The sequence below is a fragment of the Luteimonas sp. S4-F44 genome, assembly GCF_022637415.1.
In the GTDB taxonomy this organism is placed as follows: domain Bacteria; phylum Pseudomonadota; class Gammaproteobacteria; order Xanthomonadales; family Xanthomonadaceae; genus Luteimonas.
On sequence record NZ_CP093340.1, the window covers coordinates 3,095,347 to 3,119,063 of the forward strand.

Here is a 23,717-nt window from a genome sequence, read left to right on the forward strand (position 1 = left end):
TGCTGAGTAGGGGGCGCACAGCGCCCCGGTGCGGCTCCCGATCAACCGAGCTGCAGCGCGGGACACTGTCGATCGCAAGGCCGTTACAGCACCTGCGCATGGCGGCCTCGATGACGCGCCGGCAAGGGGCCGCCGCGCAGTGCGGCAGCCGTAGACCGGATCAGCGAGGGCGCTTGACCGGGCGCTTCCAGCCTTCGACCAGGCTTTGCCTGGCCCGCGCAACGGCGAGCTTGCCGTCGGGCACGTCGGCGGTGATCACCGAGCCCGCGGCGGTGGTGGCGTCATGACCGATGCGCACCGGCGCGACCAGTGCGGCGTTGGAGCCGATGAACGCCCGGTCGCCGATGACGGTCTTGAACTTGTTCACACCGTCGTAGTTGCAGGTGATGGTGCCGGCGCCGATGTTGCTGCCGGCCCCGACCTCGGCATCGCCCAGGTAGGTCAGATGGTTGGCCTTGCTGCCGACGCCGAGGGTCGCGTTCTTGGTCTCGACGAAGTTGCCCACATGCACGCCGTCGGCAAGCACGGTGCCCGGTCGGAGCCGTGCGAACGGGCCGATCGTCACCGCGCCTTCTGCGCGCACGCCCTCCAGGTCGCAATGCGCGCGGATCTCGGTGCCTTCGCCCAGGCCCACGTCGCGCAGCCGGCAGAAGGGCCCGATGCGCACGCCCTCGCCCAGTTCGACGCGGCCCTCGAACACCACGTCGACGTCGATTTCGACGTCGGGCGCAACGATCACCTCGCCGCGGATGTCCACGCGGGCGGGATCGGCGAACCGGGCGCCCTGCAGGCACAGCGCCCGTACCGCGCGCAGCTGCCATGCGCGCTCGAGCTGGGACAGCTGCCAAGGGTCGTTGGCGCCTTCAGCCTCGAGCGGATCGTCGACCATGACGATCTGCGCGGCGCTGTACTCGTCAGCGGCCATCGCGAACACATCGGTGAGGTAGTACTCGCCCTGCGCATTGTCCGACGACAGCCGCGCGAGCCAGGACTTGAGCGCGGTCGCCTCGGCCGCGAGGATGCCGGTGTTGACCAGGCTGATCCGGCGCTGCGCCTCATCGGCATCCTTGTGCTCGACGATCGCACCGACATGGCCCTCGGGATCGCGCACGATGCGGCCGTAACCGGTCGGGTCCTCGAGTTCGGCGGCCAACACCGCCAGACGGCCCTCGACCGCCACCAACCGGCGCAGGGTCTGCGCGCGCAGCAGCGGCACGTCACCGTAGAGCACGAGCACCTGGGCCCCGTCGGGCACCGCGTCCATCGCCTGGCGGACCGCATGCCCGGTGCCCAGCTGCTCGCGCTGCTCGGCCCACTGCAGGTCGGTCCGATCGGCGAACGCCGCCCGCACCTGCTCACCGCGGTGGCCGTACACAACGTGGATGCCCGCAGGCTCAAGTTCGCGCGCCGCGGCGATCACGTGCCAGAGCATCGGCCGGCCAGCGATCTTCTGCAGCACCTTGGGCAGCGAGGACTTCATGCGCTTGCCCTCGCCTGCGGCGAGGATGACGACGTGCAGCGGAGCGGTCATGGCGTTCGAAACCTGGCGGGGGTTCGATGATAATCGACGCCCGTGCCTCCAGGACCTGCGATGTTCCATTCCCGAGCCCCCACGACCGCGGGTGCGCCGCAACGTTGGGCGGCCCTGGTTTGGGCCGCCGGCCCCGTCCTCGTGGTGATCGGTATCACGACCCACGGGCTGTGGGCGCAGGCCCCCTGGGAACGCTTCGCGCTCGCGCTGGGACTGGCGCTGACGGCCGCCGCGCTGGCGTGGCCGGCCGTGCGCTGGCTGCGCTGGCACTGGGCATCGGCCTTGATCGCGATCTGGAGCGCTGCATTGCTGCTGTTCGCCGGCCCCCGGCCGGTGTTTGCCGTCGCACTGCTGGCGCTCGCGGCGATGGCGACCGGGCTGCGCTGGGTGCCTGCGCGGCTTCCAGCACGTGCGGCCATCGCGGCCATCCTCGGTTATGCAGCCATCGCCGGCGCCGCGGGCTGGCTGCTCCCGCTGCCGATGCACCGCACGCCGGTGTGGTTGGTCGTGCTGGTGGTGCTCGTCGCACTCGGCCGTAAGGCGCTCGTCGCCGAATTGCGCGCATCTGCAGGTGCGTGGCGTGAGGCCGCAGCCGAGCACCCTCGCGCCCTGGCGTGGGGCGTGATGCTGCTGGGCCTGGCCTCGACCGGCGCCTGGTTGCCGACGATGCAGATGGACGACCTCACCTACCATCTCAACCTGCCCGCGCAGTTGGCCTTGCACGCGCGTTACCAGGCCGCACCCCAGCATGGCGTCTGGGCGTTCGCGCCGTGGCTGGGCGATATCGGCCAGGGGATCGCATGGTCGATCGCCGGCCAGGAAGCGCGCGGCGCGCTCAACGCGTTCTGGCTGATCGCCGCGGCCTTGGCGCTGGGCGGCTGCGCGCGGGCACTGGGGGCAACGCCGTTGGAGCGCAACGCGGCGATCGCGCTGTTCGCGAGCTTCCCGCCCCTGGTCTGGCTGACCGCCGGCATGCAGACCGAGCTGCCGGCGATGGCGGTGCTGTTCGGGTTGGGCACCGTGCTCGCCCATCGCGAAAACGACGGACCGCGGCTGATGGCGGCTGCGCTGCTGCTGGCAGCCCTCGCTGCGCTCAAGCCAATCCATGCGCTCTCGGCTTTGCCGCTGCTGGCATGGGCCGGCATGCGTGGGTGGCCGCGCGCGCACGCACGACGCTGGGCGATGGCGCTCGCTGCCGGTCTGTTGGTCGCCGGCTCGAGTTACGCCAACGCCTGGTGGCACACCGGCAACCCGGTGCTGCCGCTGTTCAATTCGGTGTTTCAATCGCCATTCCATCCCCCCGAGAACATGGGCGACGACCGCTGGCACGCGGGGCTGGGCCTCGACCTGCCCTGGCAGCTCACCTTCGCCAGCAGCCGTTATGTCGAAGCCTGGGATGGCGGCGCCGGCTTTCTGCTGATCGGATTGGCCGGTGGCTGGCTGCTCGCGCTTGGACGGCGTGCCACACGCGGGTTCGCGCTCGCGGTCGCCTGCGTCGCCTTGCTGCCATTGCTGCCGATGCAGTACGCGCGCTATGCCTATCCGGGCATCGCGCTGCTGATCGTCGCCTGCCTGCCCGGCAGTCGTGCCCAGGTCGGCGACCGGGCTTGGCGTTGGGGCATCGTTGCGCTGTGCGCGCTGAACCTCGCGTTCCAAGCGAACGCGGGATGGACCCACCACAGCGCCGCACTCAAGCGCACCCTGCGCGCACCGGGCGACGCCTCGGCGGTGCTGCCGCACTACGTCGCCGAGCGGACCCTGATTGCCGAGCTCCCTGACGACGATGGCATCGTGCTGGCCACCGATCCCCAGCGCGGCTACATCGCCGAACTCGCCGGTCGCGGACGGCTGATGTCGCTGCACGCACCGACACTTGCTGCCGCGCGGCTGGCTGCCGACGCCGATCCGTCCGGCGACGCGTGGCGCCGAGTGCTCTCCGACACCGAGGCGCGCTGGATTCTGGTCACCGAGGCCGACGCGTCGCCGGCATTGCGCGCCGGCCTGGCCGCGAGCGGCGCGGTCCGTGTCCGCAGCCTCAACGGCATCGCGCTATGGCGGCGCGGGCAGGCGTGACCGTGCGATGGGATTGAAGCGACAGGGCGGCAGCTACCTGCTGATCGGCGGCTTGCAGTGGCTGCTCGACTGGGCGGTGATGGTCGCACTCAGCCACGCCGGACTGCCGGTCCGCCAGGCCAACGTGGTCGGCCGGATCTGCGGCGCCTTGATGGGGTTCTGGTTGAACGGGCGCTTCACATTCGGCGCGGATGGCCGTGGCCCCAACCGGACGCAGTTGCTGCGCTTCTTGGTGATGTGGGCACTGATGACGGTACTCAGCACCTGGGCGATCGGCCACATCGACGACTACCTCGGCCGGCACTGGGCATGGCTCGCCAAGCCGCTGGTCGAGATCGCGCTGGGCGCACTCGGCTTCGTGGTCTCGCGGCAGTGGGTGTACAAGCGCTAGCTGCGCGCTGCGCCCCAAGGAAGCCCGCAAAGAAAAACGCCGGCACAAGGCCGGCGTCATCGAACGAATGTACCGCGAAACGGCTCAGTGCTTGAGCGTCTTGCGCAGGCGCTCGAGTGCCTGCAACTGGACGACCGCTTCGGCAAGCTTCTGCTGCGCTTCGGCCACGTCCATCGCCTCGCCGCGTCCGGCGAGCACACGCTCGGCCTCGTCCTTGGCCGCCTTGACTGCGGCCTCGTCGATATCGTCGGCACGGATCGCGGTATCGGCCAGGATCGTCACAACCTGGGGCTGCACCTCGAGGATGCCGCCGCCGATCGCGAAATCGAGCACCTCGCCATTGGGCTGGGTGACCACGACCTTGCCGGGCTTGAGACGGGTGATCAGCGGCGCGTGGCGCGGCGCGATGCCGAGCTCGCCCAGTTCCCCGGTGGCGACGACCAGGGTCGCCTCGCCGTGGAAGATCTCGGCCTCTGCACTGACGATGTCGCAACGGATGGTGCTCATGGGCTTGGCTCGCTTTGCTCGCTCAACTTACATTCGTGATGCGAGATCGGTGACGGCGAACATCGCCCCCGGACACCGATCCGATTCACCGAAGATCGCCGCTTAGGCGGCGATCTTCTTCGCCTTCTCGACCGCCTCGTCGATACTGCCGACCATGTAGAACGCCTGCTCGGGCAGGTGGTCGTACTCGCCGTCGACGATGCCCTTGAAGCCGCGGATCGTCTCCTTGAGCGGGACGTACTTGCCCGGCGAACCGGTGAACACTTCGGCGACGTGGAACGGCTGCGAGAAGAAGCGCTCGATCTTGCGCGCGCGCGACACGGCCTGCTTGTCTTCTTCCGACAGCTCGTCCATGCCCAGGATCGCGATGATGTCCTTGAGCTCCTTGTACTTCTGCAGCGTGGACTGCACGCGCTGCGCGGTCTCGTAGTGCTCGTTGCCGATGACGTTCGGATCCATCTGGCGGCTGGTCGAGTCCAGCGGATCGACCGCCGGGTAGATGCCCAGCGAGGCGATGTTGCGGCTCAGCGTCACCGTCGAGTCGAGGTGGGCGAACGTCGTCGCCGGCGACGGGTCGGTCAGGTCGTCCGCGGGCACGTAGACGGCCTGGATCGAGGTGATCGAACCGGACTTGGTCGAGGTGATGCGCTCCTGCAGCACGCCCATTTCCTCGGCGAGCGTCGGCTGGTAGCCCACGGCCGACGGCATGCGGCCCAGCAGCGCCGAGACTTCGGTACCGGCCAGCGTGTAGCGGTAGATGTTGTCGACGAACAGCAGCACGTCCTTGCCCTTGCCGCTCTCGTCCTTCTCGTCGCGGAAGTACTCGGCCATCGTCAGGCCGGTCAGCGCGACGCGCAGGCGGTTGCCCGGCGGCTCGTTCATCTGGCCGTAGACCATCGCCACCTTGTCGAGGACGTTGGAGTCCTTCATCTCGTGGTAGAAGTCGTTGCCCTCACGGGTCCGCTCGCCCACGCCGGCGAACACCGACAGGCCTTCGTGCGCCTTGGCGATGTTGTTGATCAGTTCCATCATGTTGACGGTCTTGCCCACGCCGGCGCCGCCGAACAGGCCGACCTTGCCGCCCTTGGCGAACGGGCACATCAGATCGATGACCTTGATGCCGGTCTCGAGCAGTTCGGTGGTCGAGGCCTGGTCCTCGTACGACGGCGCCGCACGGTGGATTTCCCAGTGGTCGGAGGCCTGCACGTCGCCGGCTTCGTCGATCGGGCGGCCCAGCACGTCCATGATCCGGCCCAGCGTGCCGGTACCGACCGGCACCGAGATGCCGCGACCGGTGTTGACGGCCACCAGGTTGCGCTTCAGGCCGTCGGTGGAACCGAGCGCGATCGCGCGCACGATGCCATCGCCGAGCTGCTGCTGCACTTCCAGCGTGATCTGCGTCCCGTCGACCTTCAGTGCGTCGTAGACCCTCGGTACCTCGTTGCGCGCGAACTCGACGTCGACGACGGCGCCGATGATCTGAACGATCTTGCCCTGACTCATGATGAGAACCTCTAGCTCTGAAATTTTCTGAGCGAACGCGTCGCTGCTTGTTTGGAAAGTCCGCACACTGATGTGCGGGCTGTTGCGAAGGGACTCGCGTTACACCGCTGCGGCACCGCCGACGATCTCGGAGATTTCCTGTGTGATCGCCGCCTGGCGGGCCTTGTTGTAGACCAGATTCAGCGTGTCGATCAGCTTGGTCGCGTTGTCGCTGGCGGCCTTCATCGCCACCATGCGCGCGGCGTGCTCGGAGGCCACGTTCTCCATCACCGCCTGATAGACCAGCGATTCGATGTAGCGGGTGAGCACGTGGGCGAGCACCGATTCGGCGTCCGGCTCGTAGATGTAATCCCAGTCGTGCTTGACCACCTTCGTCTCCGAGGTCGGCAGCGGCAGCAGCTGGTCGAAGCTGGCCTTCTGGGTCATCGTGTTGACGAAGTGGTTGTAGGCTAGGAATACCCGGTCCAGGCGGCCGTCGGTGTAGCCGTCGAGCATCACCTTGATGATGCCGACCAGCTGTTCGACTTCCGGCGTATCGCCGATGTGGGTCACGCTGGCGAGCATGTCGACCTTCAGACGGCGGAAGAACACCGTCGCCTTCTGGCCGATCGTCACCACGTCGACCTGCACGCCCTTGTCCTGCCACTGACGGATCTCGCCGAGCAGCTTGCGGAACAGATTGTTGTTCAGGCCGCCGGCCAGGCCGCGGTCCGAAGAGACAACGATGTAGCCGACCCGCTTGATCTCGCGCTCGACCAGGTAGGGGTGCTGGAACTCGGAGCTGGCCTGCGCCAGGTGCCCGATCAGCTGCCGCATGGCGTTGGCGTACGGACGCGAGGACCGCATCCGGTCCTGCGCCTTGCGGATCTTCGATGCGGAGACCATCTCCAGCGCGCGCGTCACCTTGCGGGTGTTCTGCACGCTCTTGATCTTGGTCTTGATTTCCCGTCCACCAGCCATTTAGCTCGCTCCGCTTGCGGTGATTCGTGATCGGGACATCGCGATTCGAAGCGAATCGCGTGCCGTCACGCACCTGTTGTTGCTGTTACGCATCACCCATCACGCACCACCCGCCCCGCCGGCTCAGAAGGAGCCGGTGGCCTTGAACTCGCTGATGCCCTTCTTGAACGCCGCCTCGATCTCGTCGTTCCAGCCGCCCGAGGCGTTGATCTTCTCGATCAGTGCGCCGTCGGTGTTGTCGAAGTGGGCATGCAGGCCTTCTTCGAATGCCAGGATCTTGGAGACCGGCACGTCGTCGAGGTAGCCCTCGTTGACCGCGTAGATCGACAGCGCCTGGTGGGCGATCGACATCGGCCGGTACTGCTTCTGCTTCATCAGTTCGGTCACGCGCTGGCCGCGCTCGAGCTGCTTGCGGGTCGCCTCGTCGAGGTCGGAGGCGAACTGCGCGAACGCCGCCAGCTCGCGGTACTGCGCCAGCGAGATGCGGATGCCGCCCGAGAGCTTCTTGATGATCTTGGTCTGCGCCGAGCCGCCGACGCGCGACACCGAGATACCGGCGTTCACCGCCGGACGGATGCCCGCGTTGAACAGGTCGGTTTCCAGGAAGATCTGGCCGTCGGTGATCGAGATCACGTTGGTCGGCACGAACGCGGACACGTCGCCAGCCTGGGTCTCGATGATCGGCAGCGCGGTCAGCGAGCCGGTCTGGCCCTTGACCTCGCCATTGGTGAACTTCTCGACGTACTCCTCGGACACGCGCGCGGCGCGCTCGAGCAGACGCGAGTGCAGATAGAACACGTCGCCCGGATACGCTTCGCGGCCCGGCGGGCGCTTGAGCAGCAGCGAGATCTGGCGGTACGCCACCGCCTGCTTGGACAGGTCGTCATAGACGATCAGCGCGTCCTGGCCGCGGTCCATGAAGTACTCGCCCATCGTGCAGCCCGAGTAGGCGCTGATGTACTGCATCGCGGCCGACTCGGACGCGGTCGCGGCAACGACGATCGTGTGCGCCAGCGCGCCGTTCTCTTCGAGGCGACGCACGATGTTGGCGACGGTCGAGGCCTTCTGGCCGATCGCCACGTACACGCACTTGATGCCGGTGTTCTTCTGGTTGATCACCGCGTCGATCGCCATCGCGGTCTTGCCGGTCTGGCGGTCGCCGATGACCAGCTCACGCTGGCCGCGGCCGATCGGAATCATCGCGTCGACCGACTTGTAGCCGGTCTGCACCGGTTGGTCGACCGACTTGCGCCAGATCACGCCCGGCGCCACGCGCTCGACCGGCGCGCTGAGCTTGGCGTCGATCGGACCCTTGCCGTCGATCGGCTCGCCGAGCGCGTTGACCACGCGGCCGAGCAGTTCCGGACCGACCGGCACTTCGAGGATGCGGCCGGTGGTCTTGGCCACGTCGCCTTCGCGCAGGTGCTCGTAGTCGCCCAGCACCACCGCACCGACCGAATCGCGCTCGAGGTTGAGCGCCAGCGCGAAGGTGTCGTTGGGCAGTTCGATCATCTCGCCCTGCATCACGTCGGCCAGGCCGTGCAGACGCACGATGCCGTCGGACACGCTGGTGACCGTGCCTTCGTTGCGCGACTCGGCGGACAGCTTGACCTTCTCGATGCGGGACTTGATCAGCTCGCTGATCTCGGAGGGATTGAGGTGCGTGGTAGCCATCGGGGATTCCCTTGTGTCGGCGTCGCCGCCGGCGTTGCAATTGAAATTCGTGTCAGTGCGCCAGCGCGGACTGCAGGCGCGCCAGCTTGCCCTTCAGCGAGCCGTCGATCACCACATCGCCCGCCGCGATCACCGCGCCGCCGATCAGTGAGTCGTCGACCGCGGTCTCGACCTGGACCTCGCGACCGAAGCGGCGCTTGAGCGCGCTGCGGATCTGCTCGACCTCGGTGTCGGGCAGCGCGGTGGCCGACGTGATCTTGGCCAGCACCACGTGTTCGGCCTCGGCGCGCAGTTGCTCGTAGAGTCCGGCGATCTCGGGCAGCTGCGGCAAGCGGCCGTTCTCGGCCAGCAACGCCAGGAACGAGGCGAACGCCTCGTCCGCACCCTCGGGGGCGAGCAGCGCGACGGCATCGGCATGCGTCAGCGCCGGGTGACCCAGCACCGTGGCGGCCTGCGGATCAGCGGCGATGCGCGCCGAGAACGCCAGCGCGTCCGACCACGGCGCGAACCGGCCGGCATCGCGCGCGATCGCGAACGCGGCGCGGGCATAGGGACGGGCGATCGTCAGCGTCATCGTGTCGGCCTCAGATCTCAGCAGCGAGTTCGTCGAGCAGCGCCTTGTGGGCGTTGGCGTCGATCTCGCGCTTGAGCAGGCGCTCGGCGCCGGTCACCGCCAGCATCGAGACCTGACGACGCAGATCCTCGCGTGCCCGCGTGGCCGACGCCTGGATCTCGGCGTCGAACAGCGCCTTCTGGCGCAGCCCTTCGGTGACGGCCTCAGACTTGGCGGCATCGACGATCTGGTTGGCGCGCTGGTGCGCCTGCTCGATGATCTCATTGGCCTTCACACGCGCGGCCTTGAGTTCCTCGTTGGCGGTTTCCTGCGCCAGCGCGAGCGCGCGCTGGCTGTTGTCGGCGGCGGCCAGGCCATCGGCGATCTTCTTCTGGCGCTCTTCGATGGCATTGAGCAACGGCGGCCAGATCTTGGTCGCGATGAGCCAGATCAGGGCGGCGAACGCAATCGCCTGTGCAATTAGGGTCAGACCGATATTCATGGGCTTGTGGCTGCCTGTCGTGAAGGGGCGGGCATGCGTACATGCCCGCTGTCATCGCCGATGCGGCCGTAGGTCGGCCGCATCGGAAAGCGCCTGCGCTCGTCCGGATCAGCCGGCGATCTGGGCGGCGATCGGGCCGACGAACGGCGAGGCGAACGCGAACAGCAGGCCGACAGCGACCGAGATGATGAACGCGGCGTCGATCAGGCCGGCGGTGATGAACATGCGGACCTGCAGCACCGGGATCAGCTCGGGCTGACGCGCAGCCGACTCGAGGAATTTGCCAGCCATGATGGCCAGACCCAGACCTGCGCCCAGTGCGGCCAGGCCGATCATGATGCCGACGGCCAGAACGGTCGAAGCCTGGATCTGAGCGAACGAGGTCAGTGCGATTTCCATTGTTTTCTCCGGAACGGATTGCTTGTTAAGGGTGGAACTGGGATTGAGACAAAAGGTGAAACGAAATCGGGTGTCGCCGGCCGATCAGTGGCTGTCTTCGGCGAGGCTGAGGTAGACGATCGACAGCATCATGAAGATGAAGGCCTGCAGCGGAATAACCAGCAGATGGAACAGCATCCAGCCCAGGCCCAGCACGCCGCCGCCGAGCATGCCCAGCAGGCCGGCGCCGCCCAGCACCCAGATCAGCAGGAACACGATCTCGCCGCCGAACATGTTGCCGAACAGTCGCATCGCCAGCGAAATCGGCTTGCTCAGCCACTCGACGATGTTGAGGATCAAGTTGAACGGCACCATCCACTTGCCGAACGGTGCGGTCAGAAATTCCTTGGTCAGCCCGCCCAGGCCCTTGGACCGCAGCGCGAAGAAGACTGTCAGGAAGAACACGCTGATCGACAGGCCCAGCGTCGCATTGACGTCGGCGGTCGGCACCGGCTTCCAGTAATGCACGCCGGCCAGCTCGAGCGGCTTGGCGATGAAGTCTGCCGGAATCATCTTCAGCAGGTTCATCAGCAGGATCCAGAAGAACAGCGTGATCGCGATCGGCGTCACCAGTTTGCTGGTGCCGTGATACGTGTCGCGCGCCTGCTTGTCGACGAACTCCAGACAGATCTCGACGAACGCCTGCCACTTGCCCGGCACGCCGGACGTCGCCTTGCGCGTCGCCATCCAGAACATCAGCACCATCAGGCCGCCCATCAGCAGCGAGGTGATCAGCGTGTCCAGATGCAACGCCCAGAAGCCGCCCTCTTCGTTCCAGACGAGGTTCTGCAGGTGATGCTGGATGTAGCTGGTTGGGGTCAGTTCCGAATCAGCCGCCATAAGATCGAAGACCTGCCTGTGTTTGAAATTCAGTGCCCAAGTGTCAGGAGCCGGCCGGAGGCCTGGCCATCGCAAGCAACTGCGCGAAGAGCGCGACGACGACCCCGGCGAGCATCGGAACCGGCGGCAAACCCGCCATTCCTGTGCCCAGCAGCAACACGGCCACCACCACGACCCACTTCAGCGCCATTCCCGCCAGCAGCCGCGCAAGCGCACCTGCCGAAGGATTGACCCCGCCCCCCAGCGCAATCACGCTCGACAGCCAGCCGCCGATCGCGATCGCCGCGCCGCCCAGTACAGCCGCCAGCGCCCAGGCGCCATCCTTTGCAAGGAAGGCCACGGCCGTCACTGCGATCGCCACCGCCTGCCAGACGAGTGCGCGCTGTGTCAGCCGCCGACCGACAGCGACGGATGTCAACACATCAGGATCCTGGGCATCTGAGGGACACGGAACGCGTCGAAACGGCCCCGTCGAGCCGCAAAAGTATAGCAGCGGAGCCATTTGGCCCACAACCGGCGAAGGTCCTGTTCCCGGCTGGGGGCCGACGCCAGCAAATCCTTAGCCCCATTCATAATTTTCTTCGCAGCCGCGCGGAACTTGTGCCCGTCCGCGGGGTCCGATCTACGTGCCCGATCTGCCGTACTTTCCTCGTCGGTCGTGTCCGCAGATCGCCACCCGAGCCCTGGCCCGCCGCCGGGGCTCTTTTTTTGGCGCTGCCGTTGCGTCGAAGGGACAGCGGCCTGCCGCCCGGTAGCCGCCCTTCCCTCGGCGAGGCCCTGCGCAGTCCGGCCACGCCCAGCACGCGTGGCATTCGCATGGATGCGCGACAGTGGCCGCGCATACCCTCCGTGCTCACCCTGCCTTGACCCGGGCGCGCCCCGCGTCGCGAATCGGTCTGGCCCGGCCAACCGCGCAGGCCGCCCGTCTCCAGATCCCCCGCCGCTGGCCGACCCGGACATCCATGAACGGACCGTTCGTTATTCGCGCCATCACTTCACGCCGGCAAGACCTTCACTTACCGACCATCGCCTCCTCTCCCACGACCTTGGCATGCCGATGTCCTCGACGCCCTTCCGCACCCTCGCTTTGGCCGCCCTGCCTGCCGCCGTGGTTCTGGCCACGCTCGCGATGCCCGCCCAGGCCCAGAGCCGCGACGACCGCTTCGTCCTGCGCCTGAGCGCATTCAATCCCGAGGCCAAGCTGGGGTTCTCGGGCGACGGCACCGTCACTGATGGCACCGACGAGGCGACCTTCGGTTTCAACGAGACCTTCAGCACCGGCCGCGAATGGCGTCCGCGCGGTGCGTTCGGCTTCCGCATCAGCGACCGCCAGGCCCTGGTCGGCAACTACTACGACTACCGTCGCGACGAAACCTGGAACTATGGCGGCACCGTGCTCGACCCCGGCACGATCGGCGGCAGCGGCGAGCCGATTGACATCCCCGCCGCCCGCATCGACGGCCGCCTGTCCTTCAGCCTCGCCAGCCTCAATTACGAGTACAGCGTGGTCAAGAACGACACCTTCCAGTGGGGTCTGGGCCTGGGCGTCACCTATGCCGAACTCGAGGCGTTCGCCAACGGCGTTTCCGAAGGCACCGATCTTGTGGACCCGCAGTTCGAAACGGTCCGCTGGAAGCGTGACGGCTTTTCGCCCGGTCTGCACACCCGGCTGACCTGGATGCCCGCCGAGCGCTGGACCGTCGGCCTGGAAGCCCAGTACCTCGACACCCGCTGGGGTGACTTCCTCGACGAGCGCGGCCACTTCGAGCGCGGCGGCCTGATCGTCGAGTACATGGTCACCGAGCGCTTCGGCATCCATGCCGGCTACGACTGGTTCCGCCTCAAGCTCTCCGACGACTACAAGGGCACGGCGCGCGCGCCCGAAGGGATCGACGCCGGCCCCTACCCCTACGGCGGCAAGCTGACCGGCGACCTGAAAGTCCACGGTCCGATGGCGGGTGTGACCTTCCGCTTCTAAGCCGACTCGCGGGCAACGGATGGACGACGAAGCCGCGGCCAAGGCCGCGGCTTCGCGCTTTCTGTTCTTCTGCGGTTCCGCCTACCGCACCGCGGATCGCGTACCCCACACCGCCGCATCCGCCTTGCAGTAGCGATCGATGAAGGCCTGCTGGGACGGCATCTGCTCGAGCGCACGCTCGACCGGCTCGCGGATCGCGCGCAGCAAGTGACGCAGGTCCTCGTCGCGCAGCGCACGCGCCAGCGGATGATGCTGCCGGGGCACGATGCCCTGGCCCAGCAGCACATGCGTCCACGAATCGACCCGGAAGAGTTCGTCGGCGCCCTGCCAGGCATGGGCGCGCTCGCGCCAGGCCTGCAGCCGGACCTCCAGCGACGGCGGCAGCGCCATGTCCCGGCACGCCGCCCACATCGGCTCGTCGCGCTGGGTGGCGTGGTAATGCAGGATGATGAAATCCCGCACGTGCTCCATCTCCGCGCGACTGACCGCGTTGAACAACGCCACCAGCGTCGGTGAGATGCCTTCGAACGGAAACAGCTGGATCAGCCGCACGACCGCACTGATGGTCAGATGCAGGCTGGTCGATTCCAGAGGTTCGATGAAGCCGCTGGCCAGGCCCAACGAGACCACGTTGCCGTTCCACGCCTGACGTCGACGCCCGGTGCGAAACGGCACCACCCAGGGGTCGCGCAGCGGCCGCGCGCCGACCTCGCGCAGCAGCTTGGCCTGCGCCTGATCGTCGGACATGTACCGGCTGCAGAACACCAGACCGCAACCGACCCGATGCTGCAACGGGATATGCCATCGCCAGCCCGCCTCATGCGCGATCGCGCGCGTGTACGGCACAGGCGGGCCCACCGGTTCGGTCTGGACCGCGACCGCCCGATCGCAGGGAAGCCACTGGCTCCAGTCCTCGTACCCGGTCTGCAGGGTCTGCTCGATCAACAGACCGCGAAAGCCGGTGCAATCGATGAACAGGTCGCCGTCGATCCGCCGGTCGCCATCCAGCACCAGCGCCTCGACATGGCCGCTGGTCGCATGGCGCACGACCGCTTCGATCCGGCCCTCGATGCGCACCAGGCCATGCCGCTCGGCCTGCGCGCGCAGGAACTTCGCGTAGAGGCCGGCGTCGAGATGGTAGGCGTAGTTGACCTGCGGGTCGGTGTCGAGCGAGAACCGGTCGGCGCGCGAGGCAAGCGATTCCAGGCAGAAGTCGCCCAGTTCCGACTGCATTCCCCGGCGTCGGCTGTCGAGCCAGAAATGATGGAAGGCTGCAGCCCACGTCCCTTGCCCGGTGACGCCGAACGGGTGGATGTAGCGATCGCCGGGGCGTCGCCAGTGCTCGAACGAAATCGAGAGCTTGAACGTGCCGGACACCGCGCGCAGGAACGCCTGCTCGTCGATCTGGACAAAGCGATGGAAGGTGCGGATCGGCGGCACCGTGGATTCCCCCACGCCGACCGTGCCGATCTGCTCGGACTCCACCAGCGTGATGTCCAGCCGGTCGCGGAACTGGTGGGCGAGCGCACACGCGGCCAGCCAGCCCGCCGTGCCGCCGCCGGCGATGACCACCTTGCGTATCCGGCCGGGCGGTGCCTGGTGCTCGTCCATCGCCTCGCCTCCCTGTCCACTCACCGGTTCAATTGGCCGAGCAACAGGGCGCGGAGACGTCGCGCCCGCGTCTCGTCGATCGGCCCCAGCACATCGCGCGCCGGTTCGGGGATGTGTGCGCCCGCGCGCGCGCTCGGCCCGAACACGTAGTAGTCGAAGACCTGGCGCCAGGCCACCTTGTCCCGCTCCGGCAGGTCGCGGATCGCCCACAACGCGTGCTGGAGCGCCGACACCGGCGACGGCAGGAATGCCGGCGCGTTGCGCCACCAGTAATTGACCAGCACGTTGAACGGCGCGAGGCTGCGCACGTGGTGCCACCACATGCCGGGGATGAAGATCGCATCGCCCGGCGCCAGCAGCGCGGTCTGCGCATGCGCCAGCGCCTCGCGAAAGCGCGGATGGCGCGCCGGGTCGGGCCGGTCGAAGTCGACCAGACTCACGACCTGCCCGCCGGGCGTGGGATCGAGTGGCCCGGGATAGAGGTTGTCGATCTGCTCGGGCGGGAACACGGTGAACGCCCGTTGTCCTACCGCGCAGACGGCGAGGTTGTCCGGCACGTCGTAATGACAGGAGGCCACGACCCGGTTGCCGATCCAGATGCCGGGCGCCGCAGGAACACCGCGCTCGGCCAGACGCAGATCGTTCTGCTGGCTGAACCCGGGCAAGGCGCCCGCCACCGACAGCGAGGCGACGTAGTAGGTCGGCGGTTGTGCGTCGTCGAGATGGGCCGCGATCGCATCCAGCACCTCACCGAGTCCGCCGCGACGGACCTCGATATTCAGAGCGCCGAAATCCTCGGTATAGAAGGGGCGTCCCTGGATCGTGGGATCGCCGAACGAATAGGGGACCGGCCGGCCGGTGTCGAAGCCGCGCAGATACGCCATGGCCGAGTCGGTCGAGACCTCGCCCGCACGCACCAGTCCCCAGTCGCGCGCCACACCCTTGAGCAACACCGGCTGCCCCTCGGACACCAGCGCATCGAGCGGCAGCGCGGCCGCGTCGCGAACCTCGATTGCGCGCATGGCCGCGGACATGCGCTCAGGCGTCCGCGCGTGGCATCGCCGCGTCCTGCTCGCGCAGGCGGCGCTGCTTCTCGGCCATCAGCCGGCGCACGTTGTGCAGCGAGGCCAGGACCATATACGCCCCTTCCAGATAGCCCGCCTGGTTCAACCGCGCCAACGCCGGGCCGTCCAGCGCCGCCAGGGCCTCGCGGTCGATGCTGTACAGACCCGCGACATCCACCCGATGGCGCTCGTCCAGGTCCACGGCCAGCGTCACCGGCTGGAGCAGCCCCAGCGCCTCGAAGGCCGCGAGCATGGCCGCGCCGAACGCGACGCCATCGCGGATGCCGCGCAGCACGCCGGCGACATGATCGAGGTACGGGCTGTTGCCGCCCTGCGGCAGGAATACCGGCTCGCCCTCGCCCGTATTGACCCGCGGGTGATCGAGATCGACATGGATCACCGGCTCGCGGCGCAGCTCACCGTCGATGCGCTGCTCCTGGAAACCGATCAGGAACGGCCCCTTCGCCGCGGCACCGGGCAGGTAGGCGGCGTTCCATCGGCCGTCGCGCAGGTACAGGTTTTCCCGCTGTTCGAATCCCAGCAACGCCACCGAGCCCCACTGCCCGTCCGCATCCTTGCGGAAGAAGATCGGGTACTCACGCTGCAGTTCGGCGTACTCGCTGGGGAATGCCGGCACCATGCCCACGTCGTCGCCGAACTGCGGGCCGAAGCCGGTCGCGATACGCAGATCCTTGTGCGCCACATTGTTGAGCAGTTCGTAACGCGCCATCACCTCTCCACCGTGCGGGATCGAAATCTGCAACGTCACGCCGCGCCCTCTAGAACTTGTAGCGCACCCCCAGCATGTAGCGCGGACGCTGATCGGCCAGCTTCATCATCTGCTGATCGGTGCGCGCGTGCCAACGCACCTCCTCGCTGGTCAAGTTGATCGCTTCCAGCCCGAACGACCAGTGCGCATCGAGCGCGTAGTTCACGCTCAGATCCCACTGCTGGTAGGCCTCCACGTAGTAGGGGTTCCGGCTGGCGCCCTGGTTGGCGAGGATCAGGTACTCGTCGCGCCAGTTCCAGGCCAGGCGGACCGACCAGCCGTACTTCTCGTACATGAACATGACGTTGGCGGTATCGCTCAGCCCGGTCAGCGAAAACTGGTCGATGCCCGGATCGCCGCCATCGTCGTAGCCAACATCGCCCTGCACGACGGTGTAGTTGGCCAGGATCCCGAACCCGCTGTCGCCGAAGAAGTACTGGCCGCCGAGCTCCCAGCCGTGCAGCTTGGACTGGTTCTGGTTGATCGGCCGGTTGACGTTGAACAGGTACAGCGGATCGTCCGGCGTGCCGTACAGATCGTAGGCGGCTTCGGTCGCCAGCGCCTGGGCGCCGGTGCCGTTGAACGCCCCCAGACCCGCCGGATCGTTGCGCAGCAGCGCCAGCGCGGTGAACAGCGACGTGTCGTTGCCCGAGCACGCGGCCGCGTTGGCCGGTCCCACCTGCTCGCGGCACTGCGCGCTCTGCAAGAACGCCAGCGCGGCCTGGGCGTCGGGGCCGGAGGTCGGGTCGGTCAGGCCGTAGAGCGATTCCTGGCTCACCGTGTTGCCGACGAAATTGCTGACCGACTTGTGCCAGTAGGTCAGCGAGACGTAGCTCGATTCGGCGAAATACCACTCCAGCGCGAAGTCGAGATTGTCCGACTCCAGCGGCTTGAGCGATGGATTCTGCGCGTTGCCGCTGGCTCGGCTGGACGGGTCCAGCAGGACCGAACCGAACGGCTGCTGCGCGCCGGGGCCCGCGTAGAGATTGCCGTAGGGCGCACGCGCAATGCTCTTTCCGAACGAGGCCCGGCCCTTGAGCTGGTCGCTGAAGTCGATGCTGAAATCCACGTTCGGGAGGATGTAGCTGTAACTGCTCGACTCGCTGAAGGGCTCGAGCTGGTCGGACAGCACGATGCGGAAATCGTTGTTGGATTGCCACTCGATCGCCTCGGGGGTGGCGATGATCGACGTGGAAACGACATCGGTGGTCTCGTAGCGCACGCCGATGCGGGTATTGGTCGTGAAGCCCCCCAGTTCGCCGTCCAGCGAGACTTGCATGTAGGCCGAGCGGGTCTTCTCCTCCACCCGGTTGTCCGCCGCGTTCTGCGGGCTCACGCCCAGGCCGACGCCGTACTGCCCCCGCGCCCATTGGGCGAGCGCACCGGCATCGCCGCGCCAGGCCGGCCAGCTGCTGATGCTGCGCCCGTGGAACAGGCCCACCAGGTCCAGCGGCTGCAACAGATCCATCAGGCCGCCCGCTACATCCCCATCGACATTGGCCACCCCCCAGTCGCCCAACGTCGAGTACGCCTCCGCCGCCTGCAGACGATGGGTCTTCGCCGTGCTGGAATCCACGCCGAACTGGAAGCGCCCCTGGTCGAAGACCCATTCGCCGTCGAGTCGGGCCTGCTCGATCTCGCTGACCTGGGTCTGCGCATTGACGCGCAACACCTGGGAGCCGATCTCACCGGCGACGAAGCCGGGATTGACGACCCCGTTGGTCCCGGCAATCGCGTCGGCCGTGGTGGGATACCAGGTCTGGGTGCCGACCGGCAGACCGTTGTTGAAGAACAATTCCTGCACCCAAGAGCCGCCGCAATGGGGGCCGGTGGTGCAGTTGTTGGTGCCCGCCACGCTCATGAAAATCGAGCCGCCACCGGTGAGCGGATCGTTGGGCAGACTTTCGGTCTTGGAGTTGTGCGCATCGAAACTCAGCCGGAAATCGCTGTTGACGTCCCAGACCGCATTGAAGCCCAGCGAGCCCAGCCGGTACTTCTGCATGCTCCGCTGTTGCTCGAGACCGAAGTCCTTGGTGCCGGCGATTTCACGCAGGTAGATCGGTGTGGCCACCGCTCCGGAGGTGTCGAACTCGACGTGCGTGTAGTCGCTGTTCTGCAGCCACATGCCCTGCTCGCCGCGGTTCTCGGTGATCTCGTTGGTGGAGTAGGTGTAGTCCAGCGTCAGGGTCAGGCTGTCGGTGGGCGCGAACTGCAGCACGGCCTGGCCGTTGATACGCTCACGGTCGAATTCGGAGAATGCGTAGCGCAGGTCGTTGGGGCGTGCGTAGAGATCGCCCACGCCAGGCGCGTTGCTCACCTGCGGATTGCCCGGCATCGTGCCCGTCCACGGCTGGATGTTCCAATAGTTCTCGGTGGCCTGTACCGAACCCCCCTTGCGCTTCTGGTAGCTGCCGCTCAGGCCCACACCGAAGGTCCGATCGGCGTTGGTGTAACTGAAGATGCCCGACAGTTCAGGCGTCAAATCGTCTTCGAACAGTTGGCTGCGGTCGGACACCGCCTTGGCGCCGGCGCTGGCGACGATGCCCGTGTGGTTGAAGGGCCTGTCGGTGAGGATGTTGATGGTCGCGCCCATGCCGCCGCTCGGCACATGCGCCTGGCTGGTCTTGTACACCTCGATGCCGCTGATCGATTCGGCCGCCAACTGCGCGAAGTTGAACGCGCGCGTCCCACCGTCCACGCCGCCGATGGCGACCTGGCCGGCCGCGCCAAAGGCGTCGGCGCCGGGCACCTGGCGGCCGTTGAGGGTGACCATGTTGAACTGCGGCCCGAAGCCGCGGGCGGTGACCTGCGCGCCCTCGCCGTCGCGGCGCTCGATCGAGATGCCGGTGATGCGCTGCAACGACTCGGCGAGATTGGTGTCGGGGAACTTACCGATGTCCTCGGCGCTGATCACATCGATCACGCCCGCTGCCTCGCGCTTGGTGTCCATCGCCTGGCTGAGGCTGTTGCGGATGCCGCTGACCACGACCGCATCGAGTGTCGTGGCGTCCTGCGGCTCGGAGGCGGCACGCGTGTCCGCGTTCGGAACGGACGCCGTCTGCGATTGCTGCGCGAACGCGGGGTTGATGATCAGCGCCCCCCCCACGAAGGTGAACATTGCGGTCGACTTCAAACGCCTGAACTTCATGCTCATTGACGGGTCCTCAGCATCGGAATGGGAACAACCGCGAGCTGGCTGCTCCCGGCGTACGTCACGATCCATCTCCGCAAGTGGCGGATGCGGCACTACCGACTTCCGTACCTCGCACGCGCGCTCGGACTCGACGAAGCGCCTGCTTCCCGGCGAAACGGGCACCCCGAACCGGCGGCGTCCGTTTGCTCTGTTCTGCAAACGATCCTGGCGAAACGGTCTTCGTCACCCCCGCACCGCGCCCGGCCCCCCGGCCCGGCGCACTGCCTCCCAGCGCACCGCATATCGCGAAAGGCAGCGAGACTGATAGCGCTACCATTTCGGCGCCAGATGTATAGCGGCCGGGCGGCGTTGTCACCATGCACTGCAACAAATCGGGAGCGTACGGCGTACGCGTCCGCTGCGCGCGGCGCCTCAGGTGGCCGGGCCTGCCGGTCTGCTGCCGATGCGGATCGCGCGACTGTTCAGCGCTCGCGTCCTGCCAAGCGGCTGAGGCCGCGCCGCCAAGGCATGTTCAGGCATTCGCCCGCACGTCGAACGCGAGCGCCCTGTTCGTGCGCTCGCGTGAAAGCGACGCGGGCTGCACGCAGCCGGTGAAGCGCGTCGCGCTCTGCCGCAGTCCGCGCCGTCGTTCGACGGCGCTGCGGTGTGCCCGGCCCATCGGCGTGGGCCGGCCTGCGCGGCCTCCGCGCGTTGGACGACTACTTGCGTTTGGGCAGGTAGAGATCGGTGATCGTGCCGTCGTAGACCTCGGCGGCCATCGCCACCGATTCGCTGAGCGTGGGATGGGGATGGATCGTGTGGCCGATGTCGGCGACCTCGGCCCCCATCTCGATCGCCAGCGCAGCTTCGGCGATCAGGTCGCCGGCATGCACGCCGACGATGCCGGCACCGACGATCCGGTGGGTGGCCTCGTCGAACACCAACTTCGTGAAGCCCTCGGTCCGGCCCAGGCCGATCGCGCGGCCGCTGGCCGCCCACGGGAACTTGCCCACGCCCACCTTCAGACCCTTGGCCTTGGCTTCGTTCTCGGTGATGCCGACCCAGGCGATCTCCGGATCGGTGTAGGCCACCGACGGGATCACCCGCGCGACCCATTCCTTCTTCTCGCCCGCCGCGACCTCGGCCGCGAGCTTGCCTTCGTGCGTGGCCTTGTGGGCCAGCATCGGCTGGCCGACCAGATCGCCGATCGCGAAGATATGCGGCACGTTGGTGCGCATCTGCGCATCGACCTGGATGAAACCGCGCTCGCCCACGCGCACACCGGCCTTGTCGGCGCCGATCTTGCCACCATTGGGCGAACGGCCCACAGCGACCAGCACGCGGTCATACAACGTCGTGTCCGGAATGCTCTCGCCGTCGAACGCGACGACGATGCCCGTTTTCTCCGGCTTGGCCTCGACGACCTTGGTCTTCAAGTGCACGGACACGCCCTGCTTCTTGAGCCGGTCGGCCAACGGCTTGACCAGGTCCTTGTCGGCACCGGGCATCAGCTGGTCGGCGAGCTCGACCACGGTGACCTGCGCGCCCAGCGCGCGGTACACGGTGGCCATCTCCAGACCGATGATGCCGCCGCCCACGACCAGCAATTGCTTGGGCACCTCGGCCAGTTCCAGCGCGTCGGTCGAATCCATCACGCGCGGGTCGTCCCACGGGAAGCCCGGGAGTTTGAGCGCCTGCGAGCCGGCGGCGATGATGCACTGCTCGAAGCGCACCAGCGTGGTCTTGCCGTCCTGGGCGACCACTTCGATTTCGTTCGGCGACACGAAGGTGCCGGTGCCGGCGACCACGCGCACTTTGCGCTGTTTGGCCATCCCGGCCAAGCCCTTGGTCAGCTGCCCGACGACCTTGTCCTTATAGGTGCGCAGCTTGTCGAGCGAGATCTTCGGAGCGCCGAAGTCCACGCCGTAGTCGCTGGCGTGCTGCGCCTGATCGATGACGTCGGCCGCATGCAGCAGCGCCTTCGACGGGATGCAACCGACGTTGAGGCAGACACCGCCGAGCGTGTCGTAACGCTCGATCAGCACGGTGTCGAGTTCGAGATCGGCAGCCCTGAACGCGGCGGTGTAGCCACCGGGGCCGGAGCCGAGCACGACGATGCGGCATTCCACGTCGGCCTTGCGGCCCGACGACGGGGCCGCCTGCACCGCTTCGGGCTCGGCCGGCGCACGATGTGAGCGCGCGACCGGCGGGTTGCTGCCCGGCGCCTCGCGTTTGCTCCCTCCCCCGCTCACGGGGGAGGCCGGGGGTGGGGGTGCCTTGTCGGCAGATTCCGCAGCCGGCTTGGCGCCGCCTTCGGCGTCGCCCTCGGCTTCGATCACCGCGACCACGCTGCCTTCCGACAACGTGTCGCCGACCTTGACCTTCAGTGCCTTGACCACGCCCGCATGCGAGGACGGCACTTCCATCGTCGCCTTGTCCGACTCCAGCGTGACCAGGCCCTGGTCCTTGGCGACGGTGTCGCCGACGGCGACCAGCACCTCGATCACCGGCACGTCGTCGTAGCCGCCGATGTCGGGGACTGTCACTTCGAGGGTCTTGGCCATCACGCGTTCTCCGGGGGTTGCGTCTGTTCTGGCACCGCCACGCGCGACGCCGGGCGCCGAGCCCAGCTCAGCGTATACAGGTCGTGGCGGCGGTCGTTGAGGTTCTGCACGGTGCCGTCGTTGCGTGCGACCGTCAGATCGTTGAGGCGCAGGTCGGCGAAGGCCACCTGCTCGACATTGGGCGTGGTGTCGGCGGCAACGCCGTCGCGCGCAAACGGGAAATCGCAGGGCGTCAGGATGCAGCTCTGCGCGTACTGGATGTCGAAGTTGTTCACGCCCGGCAGGTTGCCGACGTTGCCCGACAGCACCACGTAGCACTGGTTCTCCACCGCGCGCGCCTGCGAGCAGTAGCGCACCCGCAGGTAGCCCTCGCGAGTGTCCGTGCAGAACGGCACGAACAAGATCATCGCGCCCTGGTCGACCAGGTGCCGGCCGAGTTCGGGGAATTCGCTGTCGTAACAGATCATCACACCGATCGGCCCGCAGTCAGTCATGATCGCCTGGGCGCTGTCGCCGCCGCCGATCCCCCACCAGGTGCGCTCGTTGGGCGTGGGATGAAGCTTGTCGCGGGTATGCAGCGAGCCGTCGCGCAGCGCGACGTAGCAGATGTTGCGCACCTTGCCGTCGTCGTCGTCGCTGGTCCGGGTCGGATGCGAGCCGCCGATGATATTGATGTTGTGGCGGACCGCCAGTTCGCACAGCAGCTGCGCGAAACGCTCGGTGTAGCTGGTGAGCGCCAGCAACGAGTCGACCGGCGACAGCGGCCTGTTCTTCACAGACAACAGCTGCAGCGTGAACAGCTCGGGGAAGACCACGAAGTCGGCGCGATAGTCAGCGGCGATATCGACGAAGTACTCCACCTGCGTGGCGAACTCCTCGAACGAGGCGACACGCCGCTGCTGATACTGCACTGTCGCCACGCGCACCGAATCGGGCAGCGGGCGTGCGGTGCCGCGCGGGTCGGCATCCGGATCGATCTTGGGATTTCGCCAGACCAGGTGCGCCGCGTAGCCGGCCGACTCGGTGTCCTGGGGCAGGTAGCCGGGCAGCACGCCGATCAGCTCGAAGCCGTTACGCAGTTGGAAGCTCAGCGCGCGGTCGCGGATGCGCCCGGCGCGCACATCGGCGACGTACGCGCGCACGTCGCCGCGGTAGGCGCGGGCGCGCCGCGAAAAACCCGGCAGCCGCCCGCCGAACACGATGCCCTTGAGCCGCAGCTCCTGGCACAACCGCTTGCGCATCTCGTAGAGCCGGCGACCGATGCGCAGCCCGCGATGGTCGGGGTCGACGCAGACCTCCATGCCGTAGAGCCAGTCGCCGGTCGACAGGTGCCGTGAGGCATAGCCGCCGCCGGAGATTTCCAGCCAACGGTGCGGCGCCATCGCGGTGCGCTCGTCGATGCGGAACGTGCCGCAGTAGCCAATCGCCACGCCGTCGTAGAACGCCACGAACACGCCCTGCGGAAACTGCGCGATCTGGCCGTTGAGCATCTCGGCCGTGTACCCGTTGTCGTGTCCGTAGACGCGCTCGCTCAGTGCGACGATCGCCGGGATGTCGGCGATGTCGGCATGGCGCAGCGTCAACCGCGCCCGCTCGCGCGTGGACGGATCGCTCATGCCGACACCG

19 protein-coding genes are annotated in these 23,717 nt (G+C 67.4%); 3 read left to right on the plus strand and 16 right to left on the minus strand.

What is annotated here, in order from left to right; all coding sequences use genetic code 11:
- Positions 1-160: 160 nt before the first annotated feature.
- On the minus strand, positions 161-1,531 hold the full coding sequence (gene glmU, locus MNO14_RS13985; protein WP_241944304.1) for a bifunctional UDP-N-acetylglucosamine diphosphorylase/glucosamine-1-phosphate N-acetyltransferase GlmU: 1,371 nt from the start codon (positions 1,529-1,531) through the stop codon (positions 161-163).
- 60 nt (positions 1,532-1,591) lie between these two features.
- Between glmU and MNO14_RS13990 the strand changes: the two genes are divergently transcribed.
- Both MNO14_RS13990 and MNO14_RS13995 read left to right on the plus strand, forming a co-directional pair.
- Positions 1,592-3,604 (plus strand): hypothetical protein, encoded by a 2,013-nt coding sequence (locus MNO14_RS13990; RefSeq protein ID WP_241944305.1) that lies wholly within the window; start codon positions 1,592-1,594, stop codon positions 3,602-3,604.
- Between the two features lie 7 nt (positions 3,605-3,611).
- Positions 3,612-3,995, plus strand: coding sequence for a GtrA family protein (locus MNO14_RS13995; protein ID WP_241944306.1), 384 nt, complete (start codon positions 3,612-3,614; stop codon positions 3,993-3,995).
- An 84-nt stretch (positions 3,996-4,079) separates the two neighbouring features.
- Here the strand turns inward: MNO14_RS13995 and MNO14_RS14000 are convergent, their stop codons facing one another.
- The 9 genes from MNO14_RS14000 to MNO14_RS14040 all read right to left on the minus strand — a co-directional run bounded on the left by MNO14_RS14000 (position 4,080) and on the right by MNO14_RS14040 (position 11,393).
- Positions 4,080-4,502, minus strand: coding sequence for a F0F1 ATP synthase subunit epsilon (locus MNO14_RS14000; protein ID WP_047137719.1), 423 nt, complete (start codon positions 4,500-4,502; stop codon positions 4,080-4,082).
- Positions 4,503-4,604: 102 nt separating this feature from the next.
- On the minus strand, positions 4,605-6,005 hold the full coding sequence (atpD, locus tag MNO14_RS14005) for a F0F1 ATP synthase subunit beta (protein ID WP_241944307.1): 1,401 nt from the start codon (positions 6,003-6,005) through the stop codon (positions 4,605-4,607).
- Positions 6,006-6,104: 99 nt separating this feature from the next.
- On the minus strand, positions 6,105-6,965 hold the full coding sequence (atpG, locus tag MNO14_RS14010; RefSeq protein ID WP_241944308.1) for a F0F1 ATP synthase subunit gamma: 861 nt from the start codon (positions 6,963-6,965) through the stop codon (positions 6,105-6,107).
- Positions 6,966-7,088: 123 nt separating this feature from the next.
- Complete coding sequence (gene atpA, locus MNO14_RS14015; RefSeq protein WP_183427991.1) at positions 7,089-8,639, minus strand: F0F1 ATP synthase subunit alpha; 1,551 nt, start codon at positions 8,637-8,639, stop codon at positions 7,089-7,091.
- A 52-nt stretch (positions 8,640-8,691) separates the two neighbouring features.
- Positions 8,692-9,213: a F0F1 ATP synthase subunit delta gene (locus MNO14_RS14020; RefSeq protein ID WP_241944309.1), complete on the minus strand. Its 522-nt coding sequence runs from the start codon at positions 9,211-9,213 to the stop codon at positions 8,692-8,694.
- 10 nt (positions 9,214-9,223) lie between these two features.
- Complete coding sequence (locus MNO14_RS14025; protein ID WP_241944310.1) at positions 9,224-9,694, minus strand: F0F1 ATP synthase subunit B; 471 nt, start codon at positions 9,692-9,694, stop codon at positions 9,224-9,226.
- A 108-nt stretch (positions 9,695-9,802) separates the two neighbouring features.
- Positions 9,803-10,093, minus strand: coding sequence for a F0F1 ATP synthase subunit C (gene atpE, locus MNO14_RS14030; protein ID WP_183427994.1), 291 nt, complete (start codon positions 10,091-10,093; stop codon positions 9,803-9,805).
- Positions 10,094-10,177: 84 nt separating this feature from the next.
- Positions 10,178-10,972: a F0F1 ATP synthase subunit A gene (atpB, locus tag MNO14_RS14035; RefSeq protein WP_241944311.1), complete on the minus strand. Its 795-nt coding sequence runs from the start codon at positions 10,970-10,972 to the stop codon at positions 10,178-10,180.
- 43 nt (positions 10,973-11,015) lie between these two features.
- Positions 11,016-11,393: a hypothetical protein gene (locus tag MNO14_RS14040; RefSeq protein ID WP_241944312.1), complete on the minus strand. Its 378-nt coding sequence runs from the start codon at positions 11,391-11,393 to the stop codon at positions 11,016-11,018.
- A 636-nt stretch (positions 11,394-12,029) separates the two neighbouring features.
- Between MNO14_RS14040 and MNO14_RS14045 the strand changes: the two genes are divergently transcribed.
- Positions 12,030-12,950: a hypothetical protein gene (locus MNO14_RS14045; protein WP_241944313.1), complete on the plus strand. Its 921-nt coding sequence runs from the start codon at positions 12,030-12,032 to the stop codon at positions 12,948-12,950.
- 81 nt (positions 12,951-13,031) lie between these two features.
- On the opposite strand, the gene MNO14_RS14050 is transcribed toward MNO14_RS14045, so the two are convergent.
- From MNO14_RS14050 to MNO14_RS14075, 6 genes are all read right to left on the minus strand, one after another.
- The gene (locus tag MNO14_RS14050) at positions 13,032-14,561 is read right to left on the minus strand and encodes a tryptophan halogenase family protein (RefSeq protein ID WP_241944314.1); all 1,530 of its coding nucleotides are present in this window, start codon (positions 14,559-14,561) and stop codon (positions 13,032-13,034) included.
- Positions 14,562-14,581: 20 nt separating this feature from the next.
- Entirely contained in the window at positions 14,582-15,595 is a 1,014-nt protein-coding gene (locus MNO14_RS14055) for a cupin-like domain-containing protein (RefSeq protein WP_241944315.1), read from the minus strand.
- Between the two features lie 4 nt (positions 15,596-15,599).
- Positions 15,600-16,355, minus strand: a complete 756-nt coding sequence (locus MNO14_RS14060; RefSeq protein WP_241946351.1) for a SapC family protein — start codon at positions 16,353-16,355, stop codon at positions 15,600-15,602.
- Between the two features lie 49 nt (positions 16,356-16,404).
- Entirely contained in the window at positions 16,405-19,548 is a 3,144-nt protein-coding gene (locus MNO14_RS14065; protein WP_241944316.1) for a TonB-dependent receptor, read from the minus strand.
- Positions 19,549-20,246: 698 nt separating this feature from the next.
- Positions 20,247-22,091, minus strand: coding sequence for a dihydrolipoyl dehydrogenase (gene lpdA, locus MNO14_RS14070; RefSeq protein WP_241944317.1), 1,845 nt, complete (start codon positions 22,089-22,091; stop codon positions 20,247-20,249).
- A complete protein-coding gene (locus MNO14_RS14075; RefSeq protein WP_241944318.1) occupies positions 22,091-23,707 on the minus strand; it encodes a bifunctional GNAT family N-acetyltransferase/carbon-nitrogen hydrolase family protein in 1,617 nt (538 codons plus the stop codon). The genes lpdA and MNO14_RS14075 overlap by 1 nt, the downstream gene beginning before the upstream one ends.
- Positions 23,708-23,717: the final 10 nt, after the last annotated feature.

What these genes read in the sequence shown, in the direction of transcription:
- glmU (WP_241944304.1), bottom strand. Translation starts at nt 1,531, where the DNA reads ATGACCGCTCCGCTGCACGTCGTCATCCTCGCCGCAGGCGAGGGCAAG.
- MNO14_RS13990 (WP_241944305.1), top strand. Translation starts at nt 1,592, where the DNA reads ATGTTCCATTCCCGAGCCCCCACGACCGCGGGTGCGCCGCAACGTTGG.
- MNO14_RS13995 (WP_241944306.1), top strand. Translation starts at nt 3,612, where the DNA reads ATGGGATTGAAGCGACAGGGCGGCAGCTACCTGCTGATCGGCGGCTTG.
- MNO14_RS14000 (WP_047137719.1), bottom strand. Translation starts at nt 4,502, where the DNA reads ATGAGCACCATCCGTTGCGACATCGTCAGTGCAGAGGCCGAGATCTTC.
- atpD (WP_241944307.1), bottom strand. Translation starts at nt 6,005, where the DNA reads ATGAGTCAGGGCAAGATCGTTCAGATCATCGGCGCCGTCGTCGACGTC.
- atpG (WP_241944308.1), bottom strand. Translation starts at nt 6,965, where the DNA reads ATGGCTGGTGGACGGGAAATCAAGACCAAGATCAAGAGCGTGCAGAAC.
- atpA (WP_183427991.1), bottom strand. Translation starts at nt 8,639, where the DNA reads ATGGCTACCACGCACCTCAATCCCTCCGAGATCAGCGAGCTGATCAAG.
- MNO14_RS14020 (WP_241944309.1), bottom strand. Translation starts at nt 9,213, where the DNA reads ATGACGCTGACGATCGCCCGTCCCTATGCCCGCGCCGCGTTCGCGATC.
- MNO14_RS14025 (WP_241944310.1), bottom strand. Translation starts at nt 9,694, where the DNA reads ATGAATATCGGTCTGACCCTAATTGCACAGGCGATTGCGTTCGCCGCC.
- atpE (WP_183427994.1), bottom strand. Translation starts at nt 10,093, where the DNA reads ATGGAAATCGCACTGACCTCGTTCGCTCAGATCCAGGCTTCGACCGTT.
- atpB (WP_241944311.1), bottom strand. Translation starts at nt 10,972, where the DNA reads ATGGCGGCTGATTCGGAACTGACCCCAACCAGCTACATCCAGCATCAC.
- MNO14_RS14045 (WP_241944313.1), top strand. Translation starts at nt 12,030, where the DNA reads ATGTCCTCGACGCCCTTCCGCACCCTCGCTTTGGCCGCCCTGCCTGCC.
- MNO14_RS14050 (WP_241944314.1), bottom strand. Translation starts at nt 14,561, where the DNA reads ATGGACGAGCACCAGGCACCGCCCGGCCGGATACGCAAGGTGGTCATC.
- MNO14_RS14055 (WP_241944315.1), bottom strand. Translation starts at nt 15,595, where the DNA reads ATGTCCGCGGCCATGCGCGCAATCGAGGTTCGCGACGCGGCCGCGCTG.
- MNO14_RS14060 (WP_241946351.1), bottom strand. Translation starts at nt 16,355, where the DNA reads ATGGCGCGTTACGAACTGCTCAACAATGTGGCGCACAAGGATCTGCGT.
- MNO14_RS14065 (WP_241944316.1), bottom strand. Translation starts at nt 19,548, where the DNA reads ATGAGCATGAAGTTCAGGCGTTTGAAGTCGACCGCAATGTTCACCTTC.
- lpdA (WP_241944317.1), bottom strand. Translation starts at nt 22,091, where the DNA reads ATGGCCAAGACCCTCGAAGTGACAGTCCCCGACATCGGCGGCTACGAC.
- MNO14_RS14075 (WP_241944318.1), bottom strand. Translation starts at nt 23,707, where the DNA reads ATGAGCGATCCGTCCACGCGCGAGCGGGCGCGGTTGACGCTGCGCCAT.